The sequence below is a fragment of the Streptomyces sp. CAI-85 genome, assembly GCF_013363615.1.
GTDB classification, from domain to species: domain Bacteria; phylum Actinomycetota; class Actinomycetes; order Streptomycetales; family Streptomycetaceae; genus Streptomyces; species Streptomyces antibioticus_B.
Genome location: NZ_JAANNX010000016.1, coordinates 41,908 through 56,439, shown reverse-complemented (window position 1 = coordinate 56,439; position 14,532 = coordinate 41,908). Strand labels below are relative to the sequence as shown.

General features: G+C 70.7%; 13 protein-coding genes. 9 read left to right on the top strand and 4 right to left on the bottom strand.

Annotated features, from left to right (window positions below):
• Positions 1-288 precede the first annotated feature (288 nt).
• The gene (locus G6W55_RS19680; RefSeq protein ID WP_175522159.1) at positions 289-1,317 is read right to left on the bottom strand and encodes an NADP-dependent oxidoreductase; all 1,029 of its coding nucleotides are present in this window, start codon (positions 1,315-1,317) and stop codon (positions 289-291) included.
• A gap of 100 nt (positions 1,318-1,417) precedes the next feature.
• Between G6W55_RS19680 and G6W55_RS19675 the strand changes: the two genes are divergently transcribed.
• The gene (locus tag G6W55_RS19675; RefSeq protein WP_078633361.1) at positions 1,418-1,867 is read left to right on the top strand and encodes a MarR family winged helix-turn-helix transcriptional regulator; all 450 of its coding nucleotides are present in this window, start codon (positions 1,418-1,420) and stop codon (positions 1,865-1,867) included.
• 195 nt (positions 1,868-2,062) lie between these two features.
• On the opposite strand, the gene G6W55_RS19670 is transcribed toward G6W55_RS19675, so the two are convergent.
• Together G6W55_RS19670 and G6W55_RS19665 are read right to left on the bottom strand one after the other, a co-directional pair.
• Entirely contained in the window at positions 2,063-2,251 is a 189-nt protein-coding gene (locus G6W55_RS19670) for a hypothetical protein (RefSeq protein WP_078633362.1), read from the bottom strand.
• Positions 2,252-2,253: 2 nt separating this feature from the next.
• On the bottom strand, positions 2,254-2,943 hold the full coding sequence (locus G6W55_RS19665) for a hypothetical protein (protein ID WP_309243760.1): 690 nt from the start codon (positions 2,941-2,943) through the stop codon (positions 2,254-2,256).
• A gap of 332 nt (positions 2,944-3,275) precedes the next feature.
• Here G6W55_RS19665 and G6W55_RS19660 point away from each other — a divergent pair, with 332 nt between their 5' ends.
• The 8 genes from G6W55_RS19660 to G6W55_RS19625 all read left to right on the top strand — a co-directional run bounded on the left by G6W55_RS19660 (position 3,276) and on the right by G6W55_RS19625 (position 14,167).
• Complete coding sequence (locus G6W55_RS19660) at positions 3,276-4,433, top strand: mandelate racemase/muconate lactonizing enzyme family protein (RefSeq protein ID WP_175522157.1); 1,158 nt, start codon at positions 3,276-3,278, stop codon at positions 4,431-4,433.
• The gene (locus G6W55_RS19655; RefSeq protein WP_175522156.1) at positions 4,430-5,434 is read left to right on the top strand and encodes an alcohol dehydrogenase catalytic domain-containing protein; all 1,005 of its coding nucleotides are present in this window, start codon (positions 4,430-4,432) and stop codon (positions 5,432-5,434) included. The genes G6W55_RS19660 and G6W55_RS19655 overlap by 4 nt, the downstream gene beginning before the upstream one ends.
• A 666-nt stretch (positions 5,435-6,100) precedes the next feature.
• A complete protein-coding gene (locus tag G6W55_RS19650) occupies positions 6,101-7,072 on the top strand; it encodes a hypothetical protein (protein WP_175522155.1) in 972 nt (323 codons plus the stop codon).
• A 97-nt stretch (positions 7,073-7,169) separates the two neighbouring features.
• Positions 7,170-8,276 (top strand): multiple monosaccharide ABC transporter substrate-binding protein, encoded by a 1,107-nt coding sequence (chvE, locus tag G6W55_RS19645; RefSeq protein ID WP_175522154.1) that lies wholly within the window; start codon positions 7,170-7,172, stop codon positions 8,274-8,276.
• Positions 8,277-8,308: 32 nt separating this feature from the next.
• Positions 8,309-9,859, top strand: coding sequence for a multiple monosaccharide ABC transporter ATP-binding protein (mmsA, locus tag G6W55_RS19640; protein WP_175522153.1), 1,551 nt, complete (start codon positions 8,309-8,311; stop codon positions 9,857-9,859).
• On the top strand, positions 9,856-11,100 hold the full coding sequence (mmsB, locus tag G6W55_RS19635) for a multiple monosaccharide ABC transporter permease (RefSeq protein ID WP_175522152.1): 1,245 nt from the start codon (positions 9,856-9,858) through the stop codon (positions 11,098-11,100). The genes mmsA and mmsB overlap by 4 nt, the downstream gene beginning before the upstream one ends.
• Positions 11,101-11,158: 58 nt before the next feature.
• Complete coding sequence (locus tag G6W55_RS19630; protein WP_175522151.1) at positions 11,159-12,322, top strand: aldose epimerase family protein; 1,164 nt, start codon at positions 11,159-11,161, stop codon at positions 12,320-12,322.
• 138 nt (positions 12,323-12,460) lie between these two features.
• Positions 12,461-14,167 carry a histidinol-phosphate transaminase gene (locus tag G6W55_RS19625; RefSeq protein WP_175522150.1) on the top strand — a complete coding sequence of 569 codons (1,707 nt, stop codon included), beginning with the start codon at positions 12,461-12,463 and terminating at the stop codon, positions 14,165-14,167.
• A 7-nt stretch (positions 14,168-14,174) separates the two neighbouring features.
• On the opposite strand, the gene G6W55_RS19620 is transcribed toward G6W55_RS19625, so the two are convergent.
• Positions 14,175-14,528, bottom strand: a complete 354-nt coding sequence (locus tag G6W55_RS19620; RefSeq protein ID WP_175522149.1) for a VOC family protein — start codon at positions 14,526-14,528, stop codon at positions 14,175-14,177.
• Between the last annotated feature and the right edge of the window lie 4 nt (positions 14,529-14,532).

Genomic DNA, 14,532 nt, shown 5'->3' with positions numbered 1-14,532 from the left:
AGCGATTCGCCCCGAGGGCGCCCCTGGGTGACCCGGCTCGGATCACCGCCGGGTGACCTAGCCCGGAGGTGCCGCCGAGCGATGCGGTCGGGGGCGTCGCCAGGTGACCGGGCCCAGGGGGCGCAACCGGGTGACCGCGCCTGGAGGCGTAGCCGAAGGTCCCGCCCGGGGGCGCCGAGCCATCCGGCGCGGGGAGGGCGCCGCGTGGCCCGGGCCCGGGGGGGGCGATGCGGGCGCGGCCCCCGGCCGGGGGATCCGGTCGGGGGCCGCGGCGGCAGGAGGCTGGCGTCAGAGCTTGACGATCATCTTGCCCGTGTTGTCGCCTCGCAGGACGCCGAGGAAGGCTTCCAGGTTGTTCTCGATGCCCTCGACCACCGTCTCGCGGTGCTTCAGTTCGCCCGCGCGGAGCCAGGCGCCGACCTCTCGGACGAACTCCGGCTGGAGGTCCTGGTGGTCGTTGACGAGGAAGCCCTCGATGCGGCCGCGGGTCTGGATCAGGCGGGCGAGGTTCTTCGGGCCGGGGGTGGCCTCGGTGTTGTTGTAGACGGAGATCATGCCGCAGACGGCGATCCGGCCGCCCTCGTTGAGGGAGCCGATCGCGGCCTCCAGGTGGTCGCCGCCGACGTTGTCGAAGTACACGTCGACGCCGTCCGGGGCGGCCGCGCGGAGCTGCTCGGCGACCGGGCCGTTCTTGTAGTTGAACGCCGCGTCGAAGCCGTACTCCTCCACGAGCAGCTTGACCTTGTCGTCGGAGCCCGCCGAGCCGATGACCCGCGACGCGCCCTTGAGGCGGGCGATCTGGCCGACCTGGCTGCCGACCGCGCCCGCCGCGCCGGACACGAAGACCGCGTCGCCCTCCTTGAAGGCGGCGGTGCGCAGCAGACCGGCGTAGGCGGTGAGGCCGGTCATGCCGAGGACGCCGAGGTAGGCGGAGAGCGGCGCGGCGGCGGGGTCGACCTTGACGGCCTGGCGGGCGTCGAAGGTGGCGTACTCGCGCCAGCCACCGAAGTGCAGCACGTGATCGCCGACCGCGACGCCCTCGGCGGCGGAGGCGATCACCTCGCCCACGGCACCGCCCTGCATGGCCTTGCCCAGCTCGAAGGGGGCGACGTACGACTTCGCGGCGCTCATACGGCCGCGCATGTACGGGTCGACGGAGACGTACGCGTTGCGGACCAGCACCTCACCGGGGCCGGGCTGCCGGACCGGGGCCTCCGCCAGCTCGAAGTCCTCGGCCTTCGGCCAGCCGACGGGACGGCTGAGCAGACGCCATTCGCGGCCGGTGACGGGGAGGGCGGAGCCGGTGGAGTCGGTCATGGGGGGCGCCTTTCGAGACGGACACAGAATGTTTCACTACCTGAAACAACCATGCGCCTGAATATTTCAGCATGTCAAGTAAACGGGGTACCCTCTGACCATGACCGCCCTCACACCCCGGACCCCGCCCCCGGACCCCCTGACCCTGGAGGTCGTCGAGCTGATCGGCGAGGTCGTGGCCCGTTTCTACGCGGACTACGAGGAGGCGGCCGCGGACCACGCGCTCACCGGCGCGCAGGCCCGCCTGCTGAGCCTGCTCTCGCTGGAGCCGCTCCCCATGCGCAAGCTCGCCCGCAAGCTGAAGTGCGAGCCGTCCAACGTCACCGGAATCGTCGACCGCCTGGAGTCCCGCGGTCTGGTCGAACGCCGCCCCGACCCGGCCGACCGCCGCGTCAAGCTGGCCGCGACGACGGAGGAGGGCCGCCGGGTCGCCAAGTCCCTCCGCACCTCCCTCCGCTTCGCCCGCGAACCCCTGGCGGGGCTGGCGGAGGAGGAGCGGCGGGTGCTGCGGGGGCTACTGGAGAGGATGTTGGGGGCGGCGGCGGAGTAGGGCGGGCGGGCACTGATTCCCGCCGGGCGCCGGGCGCCGCGCGGGGCGGGACCCGTCGGCCGTCGCCCGAGCCGCCGAGGCGCGGGCCCGTCGGTCGCCGCCCGAGCCTCCGAGGCGCGGGTCCGTCAGTCGTCGCCTGAACCTACGAGGCGCGGGCCCGTCGGTCATCGCCTGAGCCGCCGCGACGCGGGCCCGTCAGTCGTCGTCCGAGCCGCCGCGGCGGGATCTGCGGGACGGTGTCGAGAGCAGGTCCGCCAGGGCCAGGGTCGCGGCCGAGACCGCGCGGGCCCAGCGCGGGGCGTCGTCGGCGCGGGAGGTCCACCAGACGCAGGCGCAGCCGGCGATCACGAGGGCCAGGACTCCGATGAGGGCGAGCATCGCCATGTCTACGTGCACCACCACAGGAAGCGGTTGCAGGTTTCCGAAGGTGACGGCTTCGGGGGCTGGGAGGACGGGGGCGGGTCGGCCGGCGGGGTGGAGGCCGGGTCCGCCGGGGCGGAGGGGGCCGGGGTCACGGCGGGGGCCGAGGCCGACTGGGGGTCCGGGGCCGGGGACTCGCTCTCCTCGTCCTCCGCCTTCGGGGACTCCGACTCCGACGGGGAGGCCGACGCGTCCGGGGACGGCGAGGACGTGGCCGTGTCCTCCCGGTCGTCCAGCGGCAGCGCCGTCGTGCTCGGCTCCGGGGTCGAGTCCTCCACCTCCGACGACTCACCGCCGGCCACCGCGGGGTTCGGCGAGGAGAAGCCCGGCGCGTCGATGCCCAGCTCGGCGAGGCTCAGCCCGCCCGCCGCCAGGACGAAACCGGCGGTGATCAGCACGGTGCGCCTGCGACGCCTGCGGTGGGCCGCCGCCTTGCGATCGCGACGGCTCGTCTCCGCACCCGCGTCCGCACCGGCGGGGCCGACGGCGCGCTTGCCGCCGCGACGGCGGGCCGCCGCCCGTCCCTGAGGTCCCTCACCAGAGTCACCCGAGTCACCCGAGCTGTCCGCGCCCTCCGCGTCACCCGCGTCGCCCGAGTCCTTCGAGCCACCCGAGCCCTCCGGGACACCCGAGTCGCCCCCGCCCCCCGCCTCCACGCGCCGCTCCCGCGCAAGCGGTTGCTGTGCGTACGTGTCCGGTTGTGGCGCGGGCGCGCCGCACCCCGGGCAGGCGAGGGCGCCGTTGAGGTGCCGTCGGCACGGGAGGCAGTAGTCCATGACCCGGGAAGAGTAGGTTCCCGGAAGGTCACGTTCCTAGAGGCGGCTGTGAAGGTTGTGTAGGAACAGATGATCTAAACCCGAAACACCTGAGCGAAACTGTCGAAACCGTTATCCGTCCAGCCCATTGACACCCCGCTCACCCCGTCCTTACTGTCACGCCAACATTTCGAACGAGTGACGAAATCTCGAACAGCCGAAGGGTAACTTCCGTGCGCATCACCGGAATCAGCACGCACGTGGTCGGAACGCCATGGCGCAATCTGACCTACGTCCTGGTGCACACCGACGAGGGCCTCACGGGGGTCGGCGAGACCCGGATGCTGGGCCACACCGACGCCCTGATCGGATACCTCAAGGAGGCCGAGGCCAACCACATCCTCGGCTCCGACCCGTTCGCCGTCGAGGACCTCACCCGGCGGATGAAGTACGGCGACTACGGCCGCGCCGGCGAGATCGTGATGTCCGGCATCGCGGTCGTCGAAATGGCCTGCTGGGACATCAAGGGCAAGGCCCTCGGCGTACCGGTGTGGCAGTTGCTCGGCGGCAGGGTGACGGACAAGGTCAAGGCGTACGCCAACGGCTGGTACACGACCGAGCGGACCCCCGAGGCGTACCACAAGGCCGCCCAGGAGGTCGTGGCGCGCGGATACAAGGCGCTGAAGATCGACCCCTTCGGCACCGGCCACTTCGAGCTGGACCACGCGGGCACCCGGTACGCCGTCTCCCTCATCGAGGCCGTCCGGGACGCGATCGGCCCGGACGCCGAGCTGATGCTGGAGATGCACGGCCGCTTCTCCCCCGCCACCGCCGTCCGGCTGGCCCGGGAGCTGGCGCCGTTCGAGCCGGCCTGGCTGGAGGAGCCCTGCCCGCCGGAGAACCTCAAGGCGCTGGAGAAGGTGGCCGCCAAGGTGGACATCCCGGTCGCCACGGGTGAGCGCATTCACGATCGCATCGAGTTCCGCGAGCTGTTCGAGAGCCAGGCCGTCGACATCATCCAGCCGGACGTCGGCCATATCGGCGGCATCTGGGAGACCCGTAAGCTCGCCGCGACCGCCGAGGCGCACTACGTGCTCGTCGCTCCGCACAACGTGGGCGGGCCTGTACTCACCGCCGCCTCCCTCCAAGTCGGCTTCACCTCCCCCAACTTCAAGATCCTTGAGCACTTCAACGATTTCGCCGACGCGGAGATCAAGAAGGTCGTCAAGGGTGCGCCCGAGGTGATCGACGGCTACTTCCACCTCTCCGACGCGCCCGGTCTCGGCGTCGAGCTGGACGTGGACGCGGCCGCCGAATTCCCGCAGCAGCAGGCCCGGTTCGACCTGTGGGCCGAGGGCTGGGAGCAGCGCAAGCCGAAGGGCACGCGGTGAGTACGGCCGTCGTCGTCGAGGCGCCGGGCACGCACCGGCTGGTCGCGCACACGCCCCGCGAGCCCGGTCCCGGCGAGGCGCTGGTGCGGGTGCACGCGGTCGGCATCTGCGGCAGCGACCGCGAGGTGTACCAGGGCAACCGGCCCGAGGGGTACGTCCGTTACCCGCTGACCCCGGGCCATGAGTGGTCCGGGACGGTGGCGGCGGTCGGTGCCGGGGTGCCCGACTCGCTGGCCGGACGCAAGGTCGTCGGCGAGGGGTTCCGCAACTGCCAGGTCTGCGACCGGTGTCACGCGGGCGAGACCACGCTGTGCGCGCACGGGTACGAGGAGACGGGCTTCACCCAGCCGGGGGCGATGGCCGCCACGCTCACCCTGCCGGCCCGGCTGCTGCATGTGCTGCCCGATACGGCCGACTTGACCGCGGCCGCGCTGCTGGAGCCGGCGGCGTGCATCGCGGCCGCGGCGGTCAAGGCGCGGGCGCTGCCGGGTGAGCGGGTGGCGGTGGTCGGCACCGGCACGCTGGGGATGTTCGCGGTGCAGTTCCTGCGGGCCGGCTCCCCCGCCGAGCTGCTGGTGGTGGGCACGCGGGGTGACCGGGAGGCGCTGGCCCGGCAGTTCGGGGCGACCGATTTCCGTACCCGGGACCAGGAGCTGCCCGACGGCTTCGACGTGGTGATCGAGACGGCGGGTTCGGCGTCCGCCGCGCGCACCGCCGCCGGTCTGCTGCGGCGCGGGGGCCGGCTGGTGCTGACCGGGATCCCGGCGCCGGGGGCGGACGGGCTCGACCCGACGGACCTGGTGGTACGGCAGGTGGAGGTGCACACCGTCTTCGGCGCGCCGCCGGACGCCTGGTCGCACACGGTGCGGGTGTTCGGGGCCGGGCTGCTGGACCCGCTCCCCCTGGTGACGCACGAGCTGCCCCTGTCCGATTTCGCGACGGCCATCGACCTGATGGGCTCCGGCGACCCGAAGGTCGGCAAGATCCTGCTCCGCCCGTAGCCCCCGAACGTACGCCGGCACGGAGGCTCCTGACGGCCCCCGTACCGGCGTACATCTCACCCCGAGCCTCGTATACGCCCCGAACGCACACGCTCCGAGCCCCGTCCCGCCGAATCGCCGCCCCGCAGCCCGCAGCCCGCAGCCCGACACAACCGCCTGGCTCACGCCCAGCCGCCCAGCCGTCCAGCCCGAGCCGCCCACAACCCCAACCCGACACGAACCGCACCCCGCACACGCCCAGCCCAAGACGCGCACCCCGGCCCGAGGCCCGCACACCCCGAGCGGCGCACGACCCCAGCCCCGCGTGAACGGAGCCCCCTCACACCCCGAGCCGCCGACACCCCGGCCCGGCACGAACCGAGCCCCGCCCGCCAAGCCGCGCACGGCCTGCACTCCGCGCAGCCCAAGCCCCCGCACTTCACCCCCGCGCCCCGCACAGCCCGAGCCCCGCGCCCCACACTCCGCCCAGCCGACGCCCGCACCCCAAGCCAAGCCCCGCCCCGCCCGCCCCGCCGAAAGCCCACACACCCCGAACCGCCGAAGCCCCGCCCCGACCGCCGCACCCCAGCCCCGCCCCCGGCGGAGTGACCCGCACAGCTCAAGCCACACCCCCAGATCCGAACCACGTCCGAAATACCGAACGTATCGATCGCGAAGGACAGCCCTGTGACGACCGACGCTTCCGCCACGGCAGCCCGCAGGCCCGGAGAGCAGGCCCTCACCTCGCTCGGCCTGGGGGCGCCCGCTCTCGATCCCGCCGACGCCTCCGCCCATTCCTTTCCGGGCGGTGGGAGCTGGCGTACCGAGGTCCCGTCCTGCGAGGGGCCCGAGGCGCTGGCCGTGATCCTCAAGGAGGCGTCGCGGCTGGACGTGCCGATCCACCGGATCAGCCAGGGCAGCGGGGTGTGGATGCTGACCGACGCCGAGATCACGGAGATGGTCGAGGCGACCGCCGAACGGGACATCGAGCTGTGCCTGTTCACCGGCCCGCGCGGCACCTGGGACATCGGCGGCTCCACCCGGACCGACTCACGGGGCGGCGGACTGCGCGCCCGGGGGCACGACGCGGTCGCCGGGTGTGTCGAAGACGCCGTACGCGCAACGGAGTTGGGCGTCAAGTGCCTGCTCGTCGCCGACGAGGGCGTGCTGTGGACGCTGCACCGGGCGCGGCACGCCGGCATCATCCCCGCCGACACGACGCTCAAGGTGTCCGCGCTCATCGGGCCCGTGAACCCGGCCTCGTACGCGGTGTACGAGCGGCTCGGCGCCGATTCGGTCAACGTGCCCAGCGATCTGACGCTGGCTCATGTCACCGAGATCCGCCGGGCGTCCGGCGCCCCCATGGACATGTACATCGAGGCCCCCGACGATCTCGGCGGGTACGTCCGGATGTACGAGGTCGCCGAGCTGATCCGGCGCGGCGCACCGCTGTATCTCAAGTTCGGCCTCTCCAAGGCCCCCGGCCTCTATCCCTACGGACATCACCTCCGGGAGCTGGCGCTGACGACCGCCCGGGAGCGGGTGCGGCGCGGCCGGCTCGCCCTCGATCTGCTCGCGCGTCATGGCGCGAACGGCGGTATGGCACCGCTCGGTTCACGTCTGCCCGGCGAACTGAACAGATTCGACATCGGGTCATAACGTTCTGGACACCTGGCTTCACAGAAGCCGACACAGGCGCGCAGAATCCCACACAACTCTTCTCCGGCCGTCCCCTCGCACATCAAGGATGATGATCATGCGTAACCGCAGAGCCGCACTCGCCGCGATCGCCACCGCCGCCTCCCTCGCCCTGACCCTGTCCGCCTGCGGCCAGAGCGGCGAGGGCGGCAGCGAGGAGAACAAGGGCAGCAACGAGGGAGGGACCATCGGCATCGCGATGCCGACCAAGTCCTCCGAGCGCTGGATCGCCGACGGCGACAACGTCGTGAAGGACCTGAAGTCCAAGGGCTACAAGACCAAGCTGGTCTTCGGCGAGGACGACCCCGACCAGCAGGTCGCGCAGATCGAGAACCTGATCACCCAGGGCGTCAAGGCGCTGATCGTCGCCGCCATCGACAACAAGTCGCTCAACAACGTGCTCCAGCAGGCCGCCGACGCCGACATCCCGGTCATCGCCTACGACCGTCTCATCCTCGGCACGGAGAACGTCGACTACTACGCCTCCTTCGACAACACCAAGGTCGGCGAGCTCCAGGCCAACTACATCGTCGAGAAGCTGGGCCTGGCGGACGGCAAGGGCCCCTTCAACATCGAGCTGTTCGCCGGCTCCAACGACGACAACAACACCAAGTACTTCTTCAACGGCGCGATGAGCGTGCTCCAGCCGTACATCGACAGCAAGAAGCTCGTCGTGCAGTCCGGGCAGACCGGCCTCACCCAGGTGACGACCCTGCGCTGGGACGGCGCCACCGCGCAGAAGCGCATGGACGACATCCTCACCAAGTCGTACTCCAGCAAGCGCGTCGACGCGGTCCTCTCGCCGTACGACGGCATCTCCATCGGCATCCTGTCCGCCCTGAAGTCGGACGACTACGGCTCCAAGAGCAAGCCGCTGCCGGTGCTCACCGGCCAGGACGCCGAGCTGGCCTCGGTGAAGTCGATCATCGCGGACGAGCAGACGATGACCGTCTACAAGGACACCCGCGAACTGGCCAAGGTCGCCTCGAACATGGTCGCCGCGGCCCTGGACGGCAAGAAGCCGGAGACCAACGACACCAAGACCTACGACAACGGCTCGAAGGTCGTGCCCGCCTATCTGCTGGAGCCCGTGAGCGTCGACAGGACCAACTACCAGAAGGTCCTGGTCGACGGCGGCTACTACACCGCGGACGAGCTGAAGTAAGCCTCGTTCCCTACGGATTGGAAGGCACGACCATGGCGGGACCCGTCCTGGAAATGCGCTCGATCGTCAAGACCTTTCCCGGCGTCAAGGCGCTGTCGGACGTCACGCTGACCGTGCGTCAGGGCGAGGTCCACGCCATCTGCGGTGAGAACGGCGCCGGAAAGTCCACCTTGATGAAGGTGCTCTCCGGCGTCCATCCGCACGGCAGTTACGAAGGCGAGATCCTCTTCGAGGGCGAGGTCTGCGCCTTCAAGGACATCCGGGCGAGCGAGCAGCGCGGCATTGTGATCATCCATCAGGAGCTGGCGCTGTCGCCGTTCCTGTCGCTGGCGGAGAACATCTTCCTCGGCAACGAACACGCCAGGGGCGGGTTCATCAACTGGCGCGAGACCCTGCGGCACGCCACCGAACTGCTGCGCCGGGTGGGTCTGGACGACCACCCGGAGACCCGCGTCGCCGACATCGGCGTGGGCAAGCAGCAGCTCGTGGAGATCGCCAAGGCGCTGTCGAAGAAGGTGAAGCTCCTCATCCTGGACGAGCCGACGGCGGCCCTGAACGACGAGGACAGCGACAAACTCCTGCATCTCATCCTGGAGTTGAAGAAGCAGGGCATCACCTCGATCATCATCTCCCACAAGCTCAACGAGATCCGCAAGGTCGCCGACTCGGTGACGATCCTGCGGGACGGCCGGTCGATCGAGACGCTCGACGTGAAGGCACCGGAGACCACCGAGGACCGGATCATCAGCGGCATGGTGGGCCGCGACCTCGACCACCGCTTCCCCGAGCGCACCCCGCACGAGACCGAGGAGGGCACGGCCCCCGCGCTGGAGATCCGCGGCTGGACCGTGCACCATCCGCTCGACCAGCAGCGCAAGGTCGTGGACGACGTGTCGGTGCATGTCCGGCGCGGGGAGATCGTCGGCATCGCCGGGCTGATGGGCGCCGGCCGCACCGAACTCGCGATGAGCGTGTTCGGGCGGACCTACGGCCGGCACGCGGCCGGGACCGTCCTCAAGGACGGCCGGGAGATCCGTACGAAGACGGTCGCGGAGGCCGTCGGGCACGGCATCGCGTACGTCACCGAGGACCGCAAGCACTACGGCCTCAATCTCATCGACACCATCAACCGCAACATCTCCCTGACCGCCCTGGGCAAGGTGGCCCGGCGCGGGATCGTGGACGAGCACCAGGAGCGGCAGGTCTCCGAGGGCTACCGCACGTCGATGAACATCAAGGCGCCGACCGTCTTCGAGCCGGTGGGCAAGCTGTCCGGCGGCAACCAGCAGAAGGTCGTCCTCAGCAAGTGGATCTTCGCGGGTCCCGATGTGCTGATCCTGGACGAGCCCACGCGCGGTATCGACGTCGGCGCCAAGTTCGAGATCTACACGGTCATCGACCGGCTGGCCGCCCAGGGCAAGGCGGTCGTCTTCATCTCCTCCGAGCTGCCCGAACTGCTCGGCATGTGCGACCGCATCTACACCATGGCCGCCGGACGGCTCACGGGCGAGTTCCCGCGCGCCGAGGCCACGCAGGAAGTGCTGATGCGTCAGATGACGAAGGACAAAGAGGTAACGCGATGAGCACCGATGTGACGGACAAGAGCCCGGCGGCCGCGCCGCCCGGCAAGAGCGGCGGACCGGCCGCCGGCAACCTGCTCCGGCTCGTCCTGGACGGCCTGCGCCGCAACATGCGCCAGTACGGCATGCTGATCGCCCTCGGCCTGATCGTGGTCCTGTTCCAGGTGTGGACCGGCGGCGACCTGCTGCTGCCGCGCAACGTCTCCAACCTGGTGCTCCAGAACAGCTACATCCTGATCCTCGCGATCGGCATGATGCTGGTGATCATCGCCGGGCACATCGATCTGTCGGTGGGGTCGCTGACGGCGTTCGTGGGCTCCTTCGCGGCGGTGCTCACGGTCCAGCACGACATCCCGTGGCCGCTCGCGCTGCTGCTGTGTCTGCTGGTGGGCGCGGTGGCCGGCTCGGTGCAGGGCTTCCTGATCGCCTATCTCGGCATACCGTCGTTCATCGTCACCCTCGCGGGCATGCTGCTCTTCCGCGGTCTGACGGAGATCCTGCTGGAGGGCCAGACCCTCGGCCCGTTCCCGGACGGCCTCCAGAAGATGGGCAACGGCTTCCTGCCGGAGGCGGGCCCGGAGACGAACTACCACAACATCACGCTGCTGCTCGGGCTCGTCCTGGTGGTCTTCGTCGTCCTCCAGGAGGTCCGCGACCGCAGGCGGCAGCAGGAGTTCGCGCTGGACGTGGTGCCGCGCAACCTCTTCCTGCTGAAGCTCGTCGCGATCGTCGCCGCGATGCTCACCGTGACCCTGCTGCTCGCCAGCTACAAGGGCGCGCCGATCGTGCTGCTGATCCTGGGCGTGCTGGTGGTCGGCTACGGCTATGTGATGCGCAACGCCGTCTTCGGCCGGCACATCTACGCGATCGGCGGCAATCTTCCGGCGGCCAAGCTGTCCGGCGTCAAGGACAAGAAGGTCACCTTCCTCGTCTTCCTCAACATGGGCGTGCTCGCGGCCCTGGCGGGTCTGGTCGTCGCCGCCCGTCTGAACGCGGCCTCGCCGAAGGCGGGACTGAGCTTCGAACTGGAGGCGATCGCCTCGGCGTTCATCGGTGGCGCGTCCATGAGCGGCGGTGTGGGAACCGTCCTCGGCGCGATCATCGGCGGTCTGGTCCTCGGTGTGCTGAACAACGGCATGAACCTCCTCAGCGTCGGCACCGACTGGCAACAGGTCATCAAGGGCCTGGCCCTGCTGGCCGCGGTCGGCTTCGACGTGTGGAACAAGCGCAAGTCCGGTTCGTAAGTCGACTTCAGGCCCCGCCCGCAAGGCGGGGCCTGACTCTTCACAGAGGGAGCCGCACATGGAACTGAACAGACGCACGGTCATCGCGGGAGCGGCGGCGGCAGGTCTCGCCGCGACCACCCTGGGCTCCACCGCCGAGGCCGCCACCGGCAACGCCGGCCGGGCCCCGTCGCGCAGGCTCTTCGGCACGCTCGCCGACGGCACCAAGGTCCACGTGTGGTCGCTCGCCAACGGCGGCACCCGGCTGAAGGTCCTCTCCTGGGGCGGCGTCGTGCAGTCCCTGGAGATCCCGGACCGCCACGGCCGGTACCGCAACGTCTCCCTCGGCTTCGCCACGCTGGAGGAGTACGTCGCGAAGACCCCGTACTTCGGCGCGCTGATCGGCCGTTACGGCAACCGCATCGGCGCCGGGCGGTTCACCCTCGACGGCACCGCGTACCAGGTCAACGTGAACGACGGGGTGAACAGCCTGCACGGCGGCGCCCAGGGCTTCGACAAGCGGGTCTGGGACGTGGAGCCGTTCGTGAAGGGCTCCGACGTCGGCCTGTACCTGTACTACACGAGCGTCGACGGCGAGATGGGCTACCCGGGCACCCTCAAGGTGAAGGTGACCTACACCCTCACCCGGCACGGCGACTGGCGGATCGACTACGCGGCGACGACCACGAAGACCACGGTCGTCAACCTCACCAGCCATGTCTACTGGAACCTGGCCGGCGAGGGCAGCGGTTCCATCCACGACCACGAACTCTCCGTCGCCGCCGCCCGCTTCACCCCCGTCGACTCGGGGCTGATCCCCACCGGCGAGCTGGCGAGGGTCGCGGGCACCCCCTTCGACTTCCGGCGGGCCAAGGCGGTCGGCCGGGACATCCGCACCGCCCACCCGCAACTGCTGTACGGCAAGGGCTTCGACCACAACTGGGTCCTCGACAAGGGGATCACCGCCCAGCCGGTCCCGGTGGCCACCCTGCGCGACCCGTCCTCGGGCCGCGCCCTGAGCATCGCCACCACCGAGCCGGGGCTCCAGTTCTACTCCGGCAACTTCCTCGACGGCACCCTCGTCGGCCCCGGCGGACACACCTACCGCCAGGGCGACGGACTGTGCCTGGAGACCCAGCACTTCCCGGACTCGCCGAACCAGCCGTCCTTCCCGTCGACCACCCTTCGGCCAGGTCAGACATACCGGACGACGACGGTTCACACCTTCGGCACCCGGGGATGAGCACACATTTCTTTCACACCCCTTGAACGGGGTGAGGCACCCCTCCGTATCTAGAAGTGGCCCGCGCTCCCCCGCGCGGGCCACCCCAAGACGACGGGCCCGGACGTCCCCACCGGGCCCGCCCCATACGGAGGTTCCATGGCCGACAACGTCACCTCGTTGTTCCGCAGCACGGCGGCGCACAGCCCGTCGATGGCGGCGCTGACACGAGAAGGCGGCGAGGGAACCGGCCCGGTGGACTTCTGCATCCCCTGCAACCCCTACTTCCCCACCCCGGCGATGTTCGACGAGATGTCGGTCCGGTTCCGCGACATCATCACGTACTACCCGAGCAGCGCCGACACCATCACCTCCGAGCTGTGCAATCTGCTCCAACTCCCGCCGCAGGCCGTGGCGATGGGCAACGGCTCCACCGAGCTGATCACCTGGATCGACCATCTGCTGGTCCGTGAGTCCCTCGCCGTCCCCGTCCCCACCTTCGGCCGCTGGACCGACCAGCCCATGGAGACCGGCAAGCGGGTCGACATGTTCCCGCTCCAGGAGTCCAGCGGCTTCGCCCTCGACCTCGCCCAGTACGCCGAGTTCATCCGCACCCGGGGCACGCGGGTCGCGGTCATCTGCAACCCCAACAACCCCGACGGCGGCTTCCTGCACAAGCACGCGCTGGTGCAGTTCATGGACGCCATGGCGGACCTGGACCTGATCGTCATCGACGAGTCGTTCCTGGAGTTCGCCGACGCCGAGCAGGAGCCGAGCGTGGTCCAGGAGGCCATGCTCCGCCCGAACGTCGTCGTCCTGCGCAGCCTCGGCAAGAACTTCGGCCTGCACGGCATCCGCTTCGGCTATCTGGTGGCGAACCCCTCGCTGGCCGGGCGGGTCCGCTCGATGCTGCCCAAGTGGAACCTCAACTCCTTCGCCGAGCACGTGGTGTTCATGCTGAAGGACCACGGCCCCGAGTACGCGCAGAGCCTGATGCAGGTGCGCCGGGACCGTCTGGAGATGGCCAGCCAGCTCTCCGCGCTGCCCGGCCTGACCGTCTACCCCTCGCAGGGGAACTTCCTCTTCGTGCGGCTGCCCGTCGGCGCCGAGGGGACCGTGGTCCGCGACCGGCTGCTCACCGAGCACCGGATCCTGGTCCGCGAGTGCGGCAACAAGATCGGTTCCTCCAGCCGCTTCCTGCGGCTCGTGGTGCGCCCCCAGGTCGACGTGCGTCGCCTGGTGTCCGGCCTGGAACAGGTGCTCTACGGGACCAGGAGGGGAGCCGCCGTGCCCGAGCTGGGCACCGGGACCAGCTACAGCTCGGGCACGGCGGCCGTGGACCGGCTGGTGGAGGCCACCAACGGGGCCGGTCTCGACCTCGCCTCCCAGGCCGTCGCCATGGCGGCCGCCCAGGCACAGGCGCAGGCCCAGGCCGCGGCCCCCGCCCCGGCCGCCATGCCGGCGCCGTCCGACGGTGCCGGGATGCCGCTGCCCGCCGCGGCGCAGGTCTTCCCGCAGTCCATGCCGGCCCCGGCCCCCGCCCCGGCGCCGATCCCCGCCCCGGCCCCGATGCCGATGCCGATGGCACCGGCGGCGGCGATGACCCCGGCGGCCATGGCGCCCGCGATGGCACCGGCCATGAGCCCGGCCGCGATGGCCCCGGCGATGGCCCCCATGCCGCCCGCCCCCGCCCCCGCTCCGGCGCCCGGCCCCACACCGCCCGGTGTCCCGGCCCGCGGCGGCCTCACCGCCGCCCAGGTCCGCGGCACCAACGGCCTCGCCCCGGCGGCGGCCACCGGCTGGCCCAACGCCCAGGCCCAGGCCCAGAGCTGGCCGAACGCCGCGGGCATGGGCCAGACCGGCTGACCGGGCGCTACTTCCGTCGACTGCCGAGGATGCAGAACTCGTTGCCCTCGGGATCGGCCAGGACGACCCACGACTGGTCGCCCTGGCCGATGTCGACGCGCCGGGCCCCGTGCGCCAGCAGCCGGGCCACCTCCGCCTCCTGGTCGTCCGGCCGGAAGTCGAGGTGCAGCCGGCTCTTGGACTTCTTGACCTCGTCGATCCGGACGAAGTCCAGGCCCGGCGTCCGGTCCGCCGCCGGGCGGATCTCGAACTCGTCGTCGGAGGTGTGGACGACGACCCAGCCGAGCGCCTCCGCCCACCACTGCCCCAGCGCCGCCGGGTCCGTCGAGTGGACGATTACCTGTTCCCATTCCAAGGTCATCCGG